This is a genomic window from Kordiimonas sp., from assembly GCF_965216265.1.
Taxonomy (GTDB): domain Bacteria; phylum Pseudomonadota; class Alphaproteobacteria; order Sphingomonadales; family Kordiimonadaceae; genus Kordiimonas.
Window position 1 is genome coordinate 964,347 of the sequence record NZ_OZ244153.1, and the last position, 15,613, is coordinate 979,959.

Consider the following 15,613-nt stretch of genomic DNA (forward strand, 5'->3'; position numbering starts at 1 on the left):
CGTCAATTTGGCCGGAGCCAAGCCCTAGCCACGGGCGGGACGTTTTACCGGCTAATCCCTTGATATGCAAGGGATATGTGTGACCCATCAGGCAGGAGGAAACCGCCCCCATGACCGAATCCACACTACCCCTAAAACCACCGGCAGATGATATTACTGCAGTTCTTGTGCTTTCAGACGGCACTGTTTTCTGGGGATATGGATTTGGAAGAGAGGGCGATGCCGTTGGCGAGGTGTGCTTCAACACCTCCATGACCGGCTATCAGGAAATCCTGACAGACCCTTCCTACGCAGGCCAGATCATCACCTTCACCTTCCCGCACATCGGCAACGTAGGCACGAATGATGAAGACATGGAACGCGCCACGGCAGCCTCCCGCGCGCTGGTGATCCGCGATGATGTCACAGACCCGGCCAACTTCCGCGCGGAAGGCCATCTGCACAGCTGGACCCAAACGATGGGTCTTGTTGGCATCTCCGGTGTTGATACCCGCAAGCTTACCCGCCATATCCGCAATAACGGCGCACCAAACGGCGTGGTTGCTTATAGTAAAGACGGCAAGTTCGATATTAAGGCCCTGCTCGGCAAAGCCAAAGAGTGGCCCGGCCTTGAAGGCATGGACCTCGCCAAGGAAGTTACCTGCGATAAAACATATGAGTGGAGCGGCACCCGCTGGACCGTGGCCGCCGGCTACGGCACGCTTGAGAACGCAAAAGCCCATGTTGTGGCGGTTGATTATGGTGCGAAGGATAACATCCTGCGCTGCCTCGCTGCCACTGGCGCACGCGTCACGGTCGTGCCCGCCACCGCAAGCTATGATGAAATCATGGGCCTTAAGCCTGACGGCATTTTCCTCTCAAACGGCCCGGGCGACCCGGCTGCTACTGGCGAATATGCCCTGCCGGTGATCAAAAAGCTGATTGAAAGCGGCCTGCCGATCTTCGGCATCTGCCTTGGCCACCAGCTTCTGGCGCTTGCCTTCGGCGGCAAGACCTACAAGATGCACCAGGGCCACCGGGGCGCCAACCACCCAGTGAAAGACCTGCGCTCAGGCAAGGTGGAAATCACCAGTATGAACCACGGCTTCTCGGTCGATGGTGACAGCCTGCCGGATAATGTGAAAATCAGCCACATCAGCCTGTTTGACAAAACCGTCTGCGGGATTGAGTGCATAGACAAGCCTATCTTCTCTGTTCAACAGCACCCGGAAGCCAGCCCAGGCCCACAGGACAGCTTCTATCTGTTTGAGCAGTTCATGGACATGATCCAGACCCCCAAAAACGCAGCCTAGGATATAAGGGACCACCAATGCCAAAACGCACCGACATCAAAAGCATCCTGATCATCGGCGCCGGTCCCATTGTGATCGGTCAGGCTTGTGAATTTGACTATTCCGGTACACAGGCGTGTAAGGCGCTTCGGGAAGAAGGATACAGGGTTATCCTCGTCAACTCAAACCCCGCCACCATCATGACCGACCCGGAACTGGCGGACGCCACCTATATAGAGCCGATCACCCCGGAAGTTGTCGCCAAGATTATCGAGAAAGAGCGCCCTGACGCTGTGCTGCCCACCATGGGCGGGCAAACCGGCCTCAACACCGCGCTCGCGCTCTCGCAAGACGGCACATTAAAGAAATACGGTGTGCAGCTGATTGGCGCATCCGAAGACGCCATCGACAAGGCGGAAGACCGCAGCCGTTTCAATACGGCCATGGCAAAAATCGGGCTTGAGACATGCCGCGGCAAAACCGCACACACCATTGATGAAGCGCTTGAAATCCTCGAGTGGATCGGCCTGCCCGCTATTATCCGCCCGTCCTTCACCATGGGCGGCACCGGCGGCGGGGTGGCCTATAACAAGGAAGAGTTCCTTGCCATCGTGGCCTCCGGCCTTGATGCCTCCCCCACCACGGAAGTACTGGTGGAAGAAAGCATCCTCGGCTGGAAAGAATATGAGATGGAAGTCGTGCGTGACAAAAACGACAACTGCATCATCATCTGCTCCATCGAGAACGTAGACCCGATGGGCGTACACACCGGCGACAGCATCACGGTGGCGCCAGCGCTGACGCTCACAGACAAAGAATACCAGATGATGCGCAACGCCAGCATTGCCGTGCTGCGCGAGATTGGTGTTGAAACCGGTGGCTCGAACGTACAGTTCGCCGTAAACCCGGAAAATGGCCGCCTGATCGTAATTGAGATGAACCCACGTGTGAGCCGGTCCTCTGCGCTGGCATCCAAGGCAACCGGCTTCCCGATCGCAAAGGTCGCGGCCAAGCTCGCGGTTGGTTACACGCTTGATGAGCTGGATAACGACATCACCGGCGTCACGCCCGCGTCGTTTGAACCCACCATCGACTATGTGGTCACCAAAGTGCCGCGCTTCACCTTTGAGAAGTTCGCGGGCAGCGAAGCCGTGCTTTCCACTGCAATGAAATCAGTGGGTGAAGCCATGGCTGTGGGCCGTAACTTTGCGGAAAGCCTGCAAAAGGCCATGCGCTCCATGGAAACCGGGCTCACTGGCCTCAATGAAGTTGAATTCAAGAATTACCAACCCGGCTCAGGTGACGTGAAAGCGATCCGCCGCGAGCTTGCTGTGGCGCGGCCTGACCGTATCCTCCGTATCGCGCAGGCCATGCGTGAGGGCATGAGCCTCGAGGATATCAACGCCATCACCCATTATGAACCTTGGTTCCTGCGCCAGATCAAATCGATTGTGGACGCAGAAGCCGGTGTTACCGCAAACGGCCTGCCGTCTGATACGCGCAAACTGCGCAAGCTCAAGATGATGGGCTTCTCTGACGCGCGGCTCGCACAGCTTGCTGGCCTGCCGGAAGCGGCGGTCTTCAAAGCGCGGCACGACAGCGGTGTGCGCCCAAGCTTCAAGCGTATTGATACCTGCGCGGCGGAATTTGATGCCCGCACGCCATATATGTACTCAAGCTATGAAACCTTCGCGGACGGTGAAGGCGCTGAGTGCGAAAGCATGCCAACAGACCGCGAGAAAATCATCATTCTTGGCGGCGGGCCAAACCGTATCGGCCAGGGCATCGAGTTTGATTATTGTTGCTGTCATGCGTGTTTCTCCCTCTCGGATGCAGGTTATGAGACCATCATGATCAACTGCAACCCTGAGACGGTTTCCACCGACTATGACACCTCAGACCGGCTATATTTCGAGCCGCTGACGGCCGAAGATGTGATTGAGATCATCCGCAAGGAACAGGAAAACGGCACCGTTAAAGGTGTGATCGTGCAGTTTGGTGGGCAAACCCCACTCAAGCTTGCGCACGCACTTGAAGCCGCAGGTATCCCGATCCTTGGCACAAGCCCTGACGCCATCGACCTCGCGGAAGATCGTGAACGGTTCCAGGATCTGGTTGTACGCCTTGGCCTCAAGCAGCCTGAAAACGGCCTTGCGCGCAGCCATGAAGAAGCCATCAAGGTTGCCGACCGTGTTGGCTACCCTGTGCTTATTCGCCCAAGTTATGTGCTGGGTGGCCGCGCAATGGAGATTGTGCATGACCAGGAGGGCCTTGACCGTTACATCAATGAAGCGGTGCAAGTATCTGGCGACAGCCCTGTGCTGATCGACGGTTTCCTGCGTGACGCCATCGAGGTAGACGTGGACGCCCTGTCGGACGGTGAAAACATCCATATTGCAGGCATCATGGAACATATCGAGGAAGCTGGCATCCACTCAGGTGACAGCGCTTGCTCCCTCCCACCATACAGTCTGCCCGTCGGTATCGTGAACGAGGTGAAACGTCAGGCAAAGGCGCTCGCAAAAGCGCTGAATGTTGTAGGCTTGATGAACGTTCAGTTCGCGGTGAAGGACGGCGACGTTTACCTGATTGAGGTAAACCCGCGCGCCAGCCGCACAGTGCCTTTTGTGGCCAAGGCCGTTGGTTACCCGGTTGCGGCGATTGCGGCGCAAGTGATGGCCGGTGCCAAGCTGACAGAGTTTGAACTTAAAGACCCGATCACCGAGCATGTGGCGGTGAAGGAAGTGGTAATCCCGTGGGCGCGCTTCCCCGGTGTTGACGTGCTTCTCGGGCCAGAGATGAAATCAACCGGTGAGGTCATGGGCATCGACGCCAACTTCGCCATGGCGTTCTACAAGTCCCAGCTTGCGGCAGGTGTGAAGCTGCCGGAAAAAGGCCAGGTCTTCGTCTCGGTGAAAGACAGCGACAAATACGCGCTTGTGGCGCTTGTGAAAGACCTGCTGGCCATGGGCTATGAGGTTGTGGCCACGGGCGGCACGGCGGATTATCTGAAAGCCAACGGGCATGAAGTGAAACGCGTGTTCAAGGTCACAGATGGCCAGCGCCCGCATGTGTTAGATATCATGAAGAACGGTGAAATTCAGCTCATGTTCAACACCACCGAGGGCAAACAGGCCATCAAGGACAGCTATGCGCTCAGGAACACCGCCCTTCTGATGAAACTGCCATATTTCACCACGATGGCAGCGGCGGCGGCGGCAGTTCAGGCGCTCAAAGCCCTTCGTGAAAAGAAACTGGACGTAAAACCCCTGCAGGACTTCGCCGCCTAAGGCAAAACTAAGCCCAACATACAAAAGCCCCGGACATTGCGCCGGGGCTTTATTATTTCCCACCACAAAAAACACCGCCGCAAGCGCGGCGGTGTTAAAGGCTGGGCCATAGTTTGCCTTTGCTTAGAAAACGACACTCACGTTGGAGATATCGCTGTAGTCGACCTGGGCAAGCCACACGCTGTTACCCCCACCAAGGTCAATCATCACACCAGACACATTCTGCGCGTTTGTGGTTGTGCTCGAACGTGCAGCCACATCAGTCATGTCGATAAAGTCATACACGGCACCGGAGAGATCGAGCGCGTCTTCGTCTACGTTGAAGCTCCAAACCTCATCGTCACCAGAATTTCCGTTGAAGCCGAAGGTATCGGCACCGGCACCACCGTCCATATTGTCGTTACCGGCACCGCCCCACAGCGTATCGTCACCGTCGCGTGCTTCCATGAAGTCGTCACCAGCACCTCCGAACATCAGGTCGTCGCCTGCCCCGCCGTCCATCTCGTCGGCACCGTCACGGGCAAACAGAGTGTCATCACCAGCGCCGCCTTCTACATAATCATCACCAGCGCCGCCGCCCAGCACATCAGACGAGCCACCGCCATAAAGGGAATCGTTGCCCGCACCACCCCACAGTTTGTTGACAACGCCCACAACAGCCGCAAGCGCGGATTCGAAGTCGTCGGCATATATGATGTCGTCGCCCAGTTTGCCAAACAGTACATCTGAGCCGGCACCACCTGCGATAGTGTCATCGCCTGCCAGCCCTTGAATGCGGTCGTTAATCGCGTCGCCAAACAGCTGGTCGTTACCGTTTGCACCCTTCTGGATGGCATCAAACAGCGGGTTACCCGGCACCAGATCAGTTATCGTGCCCCCGCCCGTACCACCAGTGCCGCCGCCGGAACCGCCGGTGTCACCACCGAGATTTTCGGAAAGCTCACAAAGGGTGATGTCGCCATACTCGGCAAAATACTCGTCCACCTTCTCTTTGCTGAGGTCGATAACATCAGGGTTGTCCTTGATGATCTCAATACTTTCCCTCAGCGTATCCTTGGTGGCGTCATCAAGTGGGAAAGTTAAGAGCCTTTCCAGAAGTTCGTCCCAGCTAAACTCGTAGGACCCGATTATCTGATACGCTAAATCAAAAATACCCTTAAAATCCGAGATTTTAATATCACACAAACCATCATCTGACATTGGCCTTGCTCCATCCAAAATATTGATTGACGTTTTTACCGCCCCCGGTATCGCCGTTCCTAAAGGGTGATTTACGCGAGCGCGCCAACGTCCACATGACCCAAATGGGCTATGCCTAAGAGGCTTCGCGTCGAATCAGGCTTGAAAAAAATGAAATTCATGGTTAAGTAGGTTTAGGTGCGCCGGCCCTCTTGGGTCGGCGCTCCTGTTTTGTATAAGTGCGGCCATCGGGGCCTTTGATCGGTTTCCGAGAAATGCCGCGCTCAATAAGAATGAAAATGGACGGGATACATGAACGAAAAAGTCCCCATGCTTCAGGACGGTTATGACCGTCTGGCTGCAGAACTCAAGAACCTGAAATCTGTCGAACGCCCCTCTGTGGTAGCTGCCATCGAAGAAGCGCGCGCGCACGGCGATCTGTCCGAGAACGCTGAATATCATGCTGCGAAAGAGCGGCAGGGTCATATCGAAGGCCGCATTATGGAACTTGAAGGCAAGCTCTCCCGCGCTCAGGTAATTGACCCCTCGTCTCTTTCCGGTGACCGTGTTGTTTTTGGTGCGACCGTTACCCTTATCGACGAAGACGACGATGAAGTTGTTTACCAGATTGTCGGCGCTGATGAAGGCGACGTCAAAAAGGGTAAAATCTCATATCAGTCTCCCATCGCGCGTGCCCTGATCGGCCGAAACGTAGGGGCCGAGGTTGAGGTGAAAACCCCGGGTGGTGAGCGCTATTATGAAATCCTCAAGCTCGAGTTCAAATAAGCTCTCATATAAGCCCCTCTAAACCATGAATAAAAAAGCCCGCTCGCCCTGAGCGGGCTTTTTTATTAGCCTCGTCATTATTCGACTTGACCTTTGTCATATCACGTAACATATAAAGTTACATGAAAAGAGACAGCAAACTTTCCGGCATCCTCCACGTTCTTCTGCATATGGCAGAGCATGACAGACCAACCACATCCGAAATGCTCGCAAAAGCCATGTGTACAAACCCGGTTGTTATCCGGCGCATCATGGCGGGGCTCAAACGCGCAGGCTACGTCAGCTCAGAGAAAGGGCACGGCGGCGGATGGTCGATCAGCCGCCCGCTTGAAGACATCACACTGCACGACATATACACAGCGCTCAACAGCCCTGCCCTTCTGGCCATCGGCAACCGCACGGAAAGCCCCGGCTGCCTTGTGGAACAAGCAGTTAACGCCGCCCTTGGCGAAACCTTTGAGGAAGCCGAGGCTTTGCTGCTCAAACGCTTTGGCGAAGTTACTCTCGCGAGCCTAAGCGCCGACTTCCATGCTCGTTTTAAAAATCACCAAAACCACCACAGCAGCACGGCCCACACTTCCTGATCATTTCAACACCCCCGGAGCCCAACCATGAGCGAATTACTCACGCCGTTTTCAGACCCTGAAGCCGTTCGGAAATATGTCGAAGGCCCGCCAAAGTTCGTGCCCGGCCTAGCGGGATTACACCGCATGACTGGTATCCTGCTAGCGGAACACGCACCAAGAGACGCCCATGTGTTGGTGGTGGGCGCGGGCGGCGGCATGGAAATGAAGGCCTTTGCTGACGCCTATTCTGGCTGGACATTCACCGGTGTTGACCCGGCCCCGCAAATGCTGGCGCTGGCGAGCGATATTATGGGCGAGCATGCACCGCGCGCACGCCTGATTGAGGGTTACATTGACGCCGCGCCGCAAGACGAGCCGTTTGACGCGGCCACCTGCATGCTCGTGCTGCACTTCCTGTCAACTGAAGACCGCCTGCAAACGCTCCGCGAAATTAAGAGCCGCCTCAAACCAGGTGCACCTTTCATCGCCGCACATTCGAGCTTCCCGCAGGATGAAAGCCGTGTGCGTTGGCTCGGGCGCTACGCTGCCTTTGCGCTCGGTTCCGGCGCAGATACTGAAAAAGTGGAAACCATGCGCTCGGCTATTGAGACGCACCTCAATCTCCTGAGCCCGGCGGAGGAAGAAGATCTTCTCCGTAGTGCTGGCTTTTCAGGTGTCGAGATATTTTATACCGGCTTCACCTTCCGGGGCTGGGTAGCTTACGCCTGAGGGCTCTCGGCTACCCTCTCTACCAGCATGAAAAAGCCTGCGGGTAAGGCAGGCTTTGATACAGATCTGTTATTTGACCACGCTGGTCCGCTTATCCCACTTCAGGAAGTGGTACACCCGGCGTGTGTTTGCTGGTGCGGATTGTCAGCGATGTTTTCACGCTGGCCACATTGGGTGAAGGTGTCAGCTCGCCCGTCAGGAAATGCTGGAAGGCTGCCAGATCACGCGCAACGATCTTGAGAATGAAATCAATCTCACCGTTCAGCATGAAACATTCACGCACCATCGGCCAGTTATGGCATTGGTGTTCAAATTTCTGCAGGTCATGTTCGGCCTGACTGTGAAGCCCGACCATGGCGAAGACAGTAAGGCCATAACCAAGCGCTTCCTGATCCAGGTCCGCATGATAGCCTTTGATGTACCCTTCTTCCTCAAGCGCGCGTACACGTCTGAGACAAGGCGGTGCAGTTATGCCAACACGTTCCGCAAGTTCCACGTTGGTAATGCGCCCTTCAGCCTGAAGGCACGACAAGATTTTGCGGTCGACGGCATCAAGTTTGACACGCCCCATCAGAATAACTCCTTGAATAAACTCCCCGCCCGAAATGCATACTACAGAAGGGTGTTTCGGAAATAAAGTTCCAAATTCAAACAATTATATTTCTAACTTTAATCATTGCTGGTATCGCGATTCAAATTGAGTAGTATAAGCCCGCAGGGTGATTCGGGAGCTATCTTCACCCCACTTAAAAATAAAATTCGCGGGTAAAATCCAGGCGGGACGGCCACCGCATCACCGGCAAGAGTTGTGATGTGTGACAGTTGAAGTGGGTGCAAAAGTGGGTAAAGCGTCAGCGTTTGACATGAACGCGCTGGACAGTCGTATCAGGGAGTTGGTTGCCTACGCGCGTGAGCGCGACGGCGAAGACCGCACGACTTTATTCCGCAACCTTGTTGACCTTTTCCTCACCGGCAAAGCCCCGATGCGCGAACCGACACGCGGCCAGCTTCTTGATGTGATTGAAGCCCTGTTGCCGCATGTAGACAGCGAAAGCCGCCGTACTGTCAGCGACCTGCTTGCCAGCCAGACCACTCCGCCGATGGACCTTGTCTTGCGTATCTGCCGAGATAGGGCCAGCCTGTGCGAAGCTCTTCTTCAAAACGCTCCCTTTGACGAAGACGATATTATTGATTTAATCCGCGAGACGGGGCGCGAGCACCATCAGGCGCTTGCAACCCGAGGCGATCTTTCCGCCAATGTATGGATTGCGCTTGCCCGGGCTGCCCCTGCCGCGCCGCCGTTTGACAGCCGCTCAACACTGGCTCTGTGGCGCGATGATCTTGGCGCTCAGGGCGACCACGCAGGCAGCGCAACGGTCACAGCGCTGCGGCCCGAAAAAACCGCGAGCCTCAGGATACTGCGCACTGATGAAGACCTGATCGCGGAGCGCGTAACTCAGTCAACTGCAGCCTCCAACACCCGCATGGTGGAAGCTGCGAACGACGAACCTGATACACCTGAGCCCAAAGAGGCCGTTGATCCGGCACCTGAAAAGGCCGAAGCAGTTGAGCCTGTACCGCAAGCGGCAACCGCGCCTGATGAACATGCTGAAGAAACTCCGTCCCTCAAGGACCCTGGCCCCGGCGGCTGGGCGTGGCGCAGTGACCGGGACGGCCTGATTACAGGTGTTTCCCCGCAAGGCTGCCAATTGCTAGGCAGCGTGGATGCAGCCCTTGGCATGGGCATGCTGGACCTGCTTGGCCTCAACACCAAACTTGGGCATCCAGTGAGCCGCGCGTTCCAGCGCCGCAGCACCATTCATGACGCGCCAATACATTTGCCTGACCTCGGCCACAATCACCAGCACTGGACCCTTGAGGCAGAGCCGGTCTTCAGCCCATGCGGCGGTGTGTTTGAAGGCTATGAGGGTGTGCTGACCCCGGTTAAGCCCGCAGTCGACCATTTGGATGCCCCGGCGGAGGACGACGAGCCGCTATTTCTGGACGACCCCGCACCACAGCCACGGCGCACACGCGCATCGGCGGCAGAACGGCCCGATGTGATGCAGGCACGCCTGCTTGAAAAAGCATGGAAGAATGAAACCCGCACCCGCACAGAAGAGCTGGCTGACGAGAAAACCGGCAAGCACGACGAAAAACGCCCTGATGCTGTTACGGCCGCGCGCGATACTACGCCCGACAATGCGAAAGCACCAGCGGCTAACACTGCCATCACCAGCATGGCTGCCGCGATGGTACGCAACGTGGTTTCCGAAACCTTGGGCGCGCCAATGAGTCCAAGTGAGGAAATTGCCCGCTTTGGTCGCGGCGCAGAGCAGGACGAAGCTTTCCCGCAGCCCACTCACACGCCTGAGGCACGAGAGGCAAAAACCAAGCTCAAAGGCAATGCGGAAGCCGCAGCCACGATAGAGCTTCTGGAACAAGCGCTTCTGCGCCTCGCGGAAGCCAGCAAAGACAGCAATATGACCCAGACCCGGTTGCAGGCAGAGATTGCCATGGCCTGCGTGCGCGCGCTCAAGGATCAGATCAGCTAAGCATCCTGCTGGGCCTCACCAACACTAGCCTCACCACCATCACCTTTCCTTGATTTGGCCATGTTCTGCCACCACCTTATGGTGAAAGAAAACAGCATCAGGATGCCTGTATAATGACGACAGCCAAGCCCACCAAAGCGCTCGCAAAAGCGAGAGTAATCTCCCGTGCGAAACAGAAAACCGCACGCAGTATGCTATTGAGCAGCTTGATTTTGGTGCTTGGCTTTGCGGCTATCCTTATGGGCATGGGCCGCGCTGAGGCCAATGATGTCGCCCCAAACCCCGGCCTCTGGAAACTCGCTGACGAGGATAGCGAGATCTGGCTTTTTGGCACCGTTCACATCCTCAACCCCACCCTGAAGTGGCGCAATGAGGCGATCGACCAAGCCTTTCTGGGTGCAGATATCTTCTATAGCGAAGCACCAGTGGTGGAGGCCGATGAAACAGTAATGAAACCGCTCATCGCCAAATACGGCGTCAATCATACGGGTACGTCCTTCCTTACCCGGCTGAGCGCACAGGGGTCGGTTGACCTCAACACCACCATTAAAACACTGGGCTTGCCCGAGACCATCAAACAGCAGTTTGCGGTCTATCGCCCCTGGCTCGCGGGTGTTACGCTTGGTGCGCTGCAGGTGCAGTCGCGCGGCGGTGATCCTGAAGCGGGTGTTGACAAGATCCTGTGGCGCGAAGCCAAGGTTATTGGCAAAGACCTGCGCTATTTTGAAACCATGGAACAGCAGATCAGCCTGTTTGGTGGCATGAGCATGGCAGACGAACTGGCTTTCTTCGAATCTGGCCTACGGCAAATGATTGAAGACCCCGACCTTCTGGATGAGGTCACTTTAGACTGGCAGGCTGGTCGGGTTGAGGCGCTTGGCGAAAAACTCAACGGCGCCATGGTTGGGCAAGCTGGCCTCAAAACGCTGCTCCTTGATGACCGCAACAAAAGCTGGGCACAGGATATCAAGAAATTGATGGACGGCGCGGGCACAGCCTTTATCGCGGTTGGCGCAGGGCATCTGGCAGGCGAAGGCTCGCTGCAGGACCAACTTGCCACGCTTGGCCTCCACGCCAAACGGCAATAACCTCACTCAATTCCACAACTCTCTTTGCAAACAACTCTTCATGGGTATAGGTTGATATCAACTTATACCCATGTTTGACGAAAAGCTGTGCAGAGGAATAGTGATAAAATCTCCGCTTCCTCACTGGGACAAAAGTGATAACGAGAGCAACACGAAATGAGTTTTCAGAGCTACCTTGATAATATCGAGGAAAAGACCGGCAACTCCCCCAGCGACTTCCAAGAGCTGGCAGCGGCCAAAAATTTCACCGATGGCGACAAGGTGAAAACGGGCATCAAAGCAGGTGAAATCGTTGCGTGGCTTAAAGAAGATTATGGCCTCGGGCATGGCCACGCCATGGCGATATACGCCTATTTGAACGGTAAACGGTCCTAACGCTGCAACTCCGCTCTATAAATTGCTGACTCCAGTGTTTTTTCAGCCAGTCGCATCATTCTTGCGGCACGCACACAGCTATATTTGTTGCAATCAATAGGTTCCGCTGCACTTTTGCGACGCGAGAACCGTGCCTTTTTGGGGGAAGAATGATGCAACATTTCAAACATATCGTGGGCCTGTGCCTTGCTTTCACGCTTGGCTTAACCACGAGTGCACAGGCCGACACAACCGTCATCACCGGCGGCACATTGATCGACAGCGCGGGCACCGGCCCGATTGCTGATGCCGTTATGGTGATACGTGACGGCCGCATTCAGGCTGCCGGACCGCGCACAGCCATCGAGTTACCAGCGGACGCCCGCGAGATTGACGCCACCGGCAAGTTTATCATCCCCGGGCTGATGGACGCCAATGTGCACCTGTACCTGAACCTCGACCTCGAAACGCTGATCAAATACGAGGGACGGTATCAGGACATCATTATTGAAGGCGCACAGCTTGCGCTCAAAACCGGGCAAACCACGGTGTTTGACACATGGGGACCATACCCCGCGCTCAAAAAAGCACGCGATATGCTGAACTCAGGCGAGGCCATCGGCAGCCGCATCTATTTTGCAGGCAACATCATCGGTTTTGACGGCCCGCTTTCTGCTGACTTCCGCGAGGCTGCCGCCGCTCATGTCAGCAAAGCCATGGTGTCACGCCTGAATGCAGACTGGGAACAAGACACCGGCCGTGACCTGATGTGGATGGGCCCTGATGAGGTGCGCGGGAAAGTGGATGCCTACGCCGCCAAGGACGTAGACTTCCTGAAATACGGCGCCAGCGGTCATGTGGCGATGGAATTCATTACCTTTTCACCACGCGTACAAAAGGAGATCGTGGCCGCAGGCCATGCGGCTGGCAAAACCGTGCAGGTGCACACCACCTCCACCGAAAGCCTCGATATGGCGATTGATGCGGGTGTTGATATCCTCACGCACTGTGACATCACTGGACCGGTGAAAACCATCCCCGAGGCAACACTTGCCAAGATGGTGGAGCGCGGTATCCCCTGCTCTATCGTACCGATCACCCAGCGCAGGCTTGATGCTTATATCGAGCAGGACCCCAATCAGGTAATGGCCACCTATCAGGGCATTGGCCGCAAGAATATCGCCAATATGATCAAGGCTGGCGTAAGCATCCTTTTGTCCACCGACGCTGGTGTGAAAAGCCCGCTCCTGATGGCAGAGAGCAAACAGCCAAAAGTGGATATGCGCACGGAACTGGGTGAAGGGCATTTCAACGCTTTCACCGCCCTTGAAGAGCTTGGCATGGCCCCGCTTGAAATCCTGAGAAGCGCAACACTCAACACCGCCAAGGCCTATAAGCTTGATGGTGACCTCGGCAGCCTGGAAGCCGGGAAGATAGCCGATCTCGTCATCCTTGACGCAAACCCGCTGGATGCTGCCGCCAACTACCGCAGTATTCATATGGTGATCAAGGACGGTGTGGTTGTCGACACTGACGCCCTGCCGCTTGCCCCCGTTGTCAGCAATCAGATGCCGCCAGAGGAAGCGAAGGAATAGTCCCCTCCAGTGCTGCATAAAACAAAGGCCCGGCGACCTGCCGGGCCTTTTTAATGTCAGGCAGTATCGCTGCCTAGTTTTGCGCTGTCAGCAAATCCCGGCGCGCAGCAACATCAGACGCGCTTACTCGCGCCCAAATGTTCTGCGTGCAAAGTCCGCGTTTGCATTCACTTATTTCCAGTTTGTCAGCATCCAGAAGTGTGAGACGGCCATCTTCACCCCGGCGTTTGCCGGGTGTGTAGATCTTGCCGCCCGCCCACATGCCGCTAACCTCGTGGAAGCGCTTAAGCACCACGGCATCTACTTCGTCACGGTCCTCAGACCAGACGATAGTGCCGCAGAGTTTCGAGGTTTTCGCACTGCACGGCGCAACCTCGATCATTTTTTCCCCACCGGAAGTTTGCCAGAACCCGGTGGGGCTGGGAGCCTCAGCATTACTCAGGTCTGCGCTCATGGCGGGTGTCGCCACCATGAAAGACGCCCCAAGAAAAGCCGTTGCAAGGCCCAGGGAGAATTTGTTCAGAATTTTGGTCGAAACTACTGCTTTCGCAACTATGCGTGTCATGTGTCTGCTCCTCGCGTTCATAACTCAAGCCTGAGGCCGAAGCGGCCATGGATTGAGCATCCGTATGAGCGTCGGTTCTGGCGACATGGGTGCCAACGCTTCATGAACATTATCTTGGCGCTAAAGGGGGAAGCTGACTCGCCGATTTCGAAATCGGATAGTCTTTTCAGAAATCAGCAAGCTTTTGAAAGTTTCAGCGAGAGGAAATACGCCTGAACGCAGGGGCCGGAATAATCCTAGGAAGCCATTTCCAGATCGCTCAGGAACTGGCGGCGATATTCCGATGGTGTCTGGCCCGTACGTTCCTTGAAAGCGCGGTTGAACGGCCCGAGGGAACCGTAGCCAAGGTCCATGGCTATCGTCAGCACAGGTACATGGCGTTCAGCACAATCGGCCAGCCGTTCCTGTGCCACAGATACTCGGTGGTGGTTGAGGAAATCTGAAAAATTACGGAACCCGAGCTGCTGGTTAATCAGCCGCCTGAGGCGGTGTTCCGGCATGCGAAGCTGGTCAGCCAGCCCCGCGATGGTAAGACCCTGTTCAAGGAATGCCTTGTCAGTGATTACACGCCTCAAGGCATCCAGATCATGTTTGTCTTCCACCGGCACAACTGTGGGCGGTTCACTCACAGCAGGGTCACTAAACACAAAGAGGTCAATACCGTCAGGGCCCGATATCCGCCACAAAACAAAGAAGGTTATGATGAAAAAGGCACTGGATTGCACCACTAACAACAACTCGTCAAATCCACGGTCCACAAGGAAGGTTTCAGCGACCAAAATCGCCACTGACAGAACTACCACTGCGGTCACAAACATGCGCCGGAACACACAGCGGCTTTCCATCAGGTCATCCTGACGGCCTTGCCATATAATAAGAACGAGATGAATAAGCGTTGCCAGCGTGATCAGTTTGGAGGTGGCGAATCCCACACTAGTGATTTCCCCTTGCCCACCTATTAGCCCCACCATGGTCACAAATCCGGTGGCAAACTGGGCTGCAACCACACCCCAGTGCCAACGTTTCATGTTGAAATGATCATCAAATTGCGACAGGCAAAACAGCCAGGCAAACGCTGTACCGGGGAAACATAAGGGGATCAGCATTGCCCCGAATGAGAAACCACCAATTATCGGATCAACTTTGGTGCTGACAAGATAGACGATTTGGCTGAGAGCCAAAGCGACACCCAGCTTCCCGCGCACATGGCAGCGAAAATCCCGGCAAATAAGAACCGCCAGCCAGAACAAAAGGCTGATCGACCCATACCGCATCAGGTTGTCAAACGTTTCCAAACTATATCCCCGCCGTGTAGCCCGGTCTTTCTCCCATATAAGGAGTGCCGAGCAAAAAAACCAGAGGGTGCGACCCGATGCCTCTGAAAGTTCCATTATGCAGGAATGAATAGCTCAGAAGTACCCACACCCTTGTGCGCTGCTGGGGTTTAGGCTATAAAGTTAACCATCCTCTCACATCACATTAAAATAATCGACATACTCGATAACAATAATCGAACTTGCTCGGTTGCAATTGATGGCCAGAAGCATAAAGTAAGCCTCGCTGGCGCCGACAACTTTGTGCGGCTACTGCCCATGTGGTTGCGCGCCTATTCAGTTTGAACATTTTGATACCACC

The 15,613-nt window shown here is 55.5% G+C and carries 13 protein-coding genes; 9 read left to right on the forward strand and 4 right to left on the reverse strand.

The window, feature by feature from the left end:
• Positions 1–110: 110 nt before the first annotated feature.
• Positions 111–1,292, forward strand: coding sequence for a glutamine-hydrolyzing carbamoyl-phosphate synthase small subunit (carA, locus tag ACOOGA_RS04480; RefSeq protein ID WP_417460453.1), 1,182 nt, complete (start codon positions 111–113; stop codon positions 1,290–1,292).
• 17 nt (positions 1,293–1,309) lie between these two features.
• The gene (gene carB / locus ACOOGA_RS04485; RefSeq protein WP_417460454.1) at positions 1,310–4,561 is read left to right on the forward strand and encodes a carbamoyl-phosphate synthase large subunit; all 3,252 of its coding nucleotides are present in this window, start codon (positions 1,310–1,312) and stop codon (positions 4,559–4,561) included.
• 123 nt (positions 4,562–4,684) lie between these two features.
• Here the strand turns inward: carB and ACOOGA_RS04490 are convergent, their stop codons facing one another.
• Positions 4,685–5,761, reverse strand: coding sequence for a calcium-binding protein (locus ACOOGA_RS04490; protein WP_417460455.1), 1,077 nt, complete (start codon positions 5,759–5,761; stop codon positions 4,685–4,687).
• Between the two features lie 291 nt (positions 5,762–6,052).
• Here ACOOGA_RS04490 and greA point away from each other — a divergent pair, with 291 nt between their 5' ends.
• The 3 genes from greA to ACOOGA_RS04505 all read left to right on the forward strand — a co-directional run bounded on the left by greA (position 6,053) and on the right by ACOOGA_RS04505 (position 7,821).
• Positions 6,053–6,526 (forward strand): transcription elongation factor GreA, encoded by a 474-nt coding sequence (gene greA, locus ACOOGA_RS04495; RefSeq protein ID WP_417460456.1) that lies wholly within the window; start codon positions 6,053–6,055, stop codon positions 6,524–6,526.
• Positions 6,527–6,648: 122 nt separating this feature from the next.
• Complete coding sequence (locus ACOOGA_RS04500; RefSeq protein ID WP_417460457.1) at positions 6,649–7,110, forward strand: RrF2 family transcriptional regulator; 462 nt, start codon at positions 6,649–6,651, stop codon at positions 7,108–7,110.
• Positions 7,111–7,137: 27 nt separating this feature from the next.
• Positions 7,138–7,821 (forward strand): class I SAM-dependent methyltransferase, encoded by a 684-nt coding sequence (locus ACOOGA_RS04505; RefSeq protein WP_417460458.1) that lies wholly within the window; start codon positions 7,138–7,140, stop codon positions 7,819–7,821.
• A gap of 91 nt (positions 7,822–7,912) precedes the next feature.
• Here the strand turns inward: ACOOGA_RS04505 and ACOOGA_RS04510 are convergent, their stop codons facing one another.
• Positions 7,913–8,392: an Lrp/AsnC family transcriptional regulator gene (locus tag ACOOGA_RS04510; protein WP_417460459.1), complete on the reverse strand. Its 480-nt coding sequence runs from the start codon at positions 8,390–8,392 to the stop codon at positions 7,913–7,915.
• Between the two features lie 244 nt (positions 8,393–8,636).
• On the opposite strand from ACOOGA_RS04510, the gene ACOOGA_RS04515 reads away from it, so the two are divergent.
• The 4 genes from ACOOGA_RS04515 (at position 8,637) to ACOOGA_RS04530 (ending at position 13,413) form a co-directional block, all read left to right on the forward strand.
• Positions 8,637–10,376, forward strand: coding sequence for a hypothetical protein (locus ACOOGA_RS04515; RefSeq protein ID WP_417460460.1), 1,740 nt, complete (start codon positions 8,637–8,639; stop codon positions 10,374–10,376).
• A gap of 113 nt (positions 10,377–10,489) precedes the next feature.
• On the forward strand, positions 10,490–11,464 hold the full coding sequence (locus ACOOGA_RS04520) for a TraB/GumN family protein (RefSeq protein ID WP_417460461.1): 975 nt from the start codon (positions 10,490–10,492) through the stop codon (positions 11,462–11,464).
• A gap of 156 nt (positions 11,465–11,620) precedes the next feature.
• Entirely contained in the window at positions 11,621–11,839 is a 219-nt protein-coding gene (locus tag ACOOGA_RS04525; protein WP_417460462.1) for a DUF4287 domain-containing protein, read from the forward strand.
• A 149-nt stretch (positions 11,840–11,988) separates the two neighbouring features.
• Positions 11,989–13,413 carry an amidohydrolase family protein gene (locus ACOOGA_RS04530; RefSeq protein WP_420429622.1) on the forward strand — a complete coding sequence of 475 codons (1,425 nt, stop codon included), beginning with the start codon at positions 11,989–11,991 and terminating at the stop codon, positions 13,411–13,413.
• 73 nt (positions 13,414–13,486) lie between these two features.
• On the opposite strand, the gene ACOOGA_RS04535 is transcribed toward ACOOGA_RS04530, so the two are convergent.
• Together ACOOGA_RS04535 and ACOOGA_RS04540 are read right to left on the reverse strand one after the other, a co-directional pair.
• Entirely contained in the window at positions 13,487–13,978 is a 492-nt protein-coding gene (locus ACOOGA_RS04535) for a DUF2147 domain-containing protein (protein ID WP_420429624.1), read from the reverse strand.
• A gap of 236 nt (positions 13,979–14,214) precedes the next feature.
• Positions 14,215–15,273, reverse strand: coding sequence for a helix-turn-helix domain-containing protein (locus ACOOGA_RS04540; protein WP_417460465.1), 1,059 nt, complete (start codon positions 15,271–15,273; stop codon positions 14,215–14,217).
• Positions 15,274–15,613: the final 340 nt, after the last annotated feature.

Coding starts and splice junctions, on each gene's coding strand:
- carA (WP_417460453.1), top strand. CDS start 111: ATGACCGAATCCACACTACCCCTAAAACCACCGGCAGATGATATTACT.
- carB (WP_417460454.1), top strand. CDS start 1,310: ATGCCAAAACGCACCGACATCAAAAGCATCCTGATCATCGGCGCCGGT.
- ACOOGA_RS04490 (WP_417460455.1), bottom strand. CDS start 5,761: ATGTCAGATGATGGTTTGTGTGATATTAAAATCTCGGATTTTAAGGGT.
- greA (WP_417460456.1), top strand. CDS start 6,053: ATGAACGAAAAAGTCCCCATGCTTCAGGACGGTTATGACCGTCTGGCT.
- ACOOGA_RS04500 (WP_417460457.1), top strand. CDS start 6,649: ATGAAAAGAGACAGCAAACTTTCCGGCATCCTCCACGTTCTTCTGCAT.
- ACOOGA_RS04505 (WP_417460458.1), top strand. CDS start 7,138: ATGAGCGAATTACTCACGCCGTTTTCAGACCCTGAAGCCGTTCGGAAA.
- ACOOGA_RS04510 (WP_417460459.1), bottom strand. CDS start 8,392: ATGGGGCGTGTCAAACTTGATGCCGTCGACCGCAAAATCTTGTCGTGC.
- ACOOGA_RS04520 (WP_417460461.1), top strand. CDS start 10,490: ATGACGACAGCCAAGCCCACCAAAGCGCTCGCAAAAGCGAGAGTAATC.
- ACOOGA_RS04525 (WP_417460462.1), top strand. CDS start 11,621: ATGAGTTTTCAGAGCTACCTTGATAATATCGAGGAAAAGACCGGCAAC.
- ACOOGA_RS04530 (WP_420429622.1), top strand. CDS start 11,989: ATGATGCAACATTTCAAACATATCGTGGGCCTGTGCCTTGCTTTCACG.
- ACOOGA_RS04535 (WP_420429624.1), bottom strand. CDS start 13,978: ATGACACGCATAGTTGCGAAAGCAGTAGTTTCGACCAAAATTCTGAAC.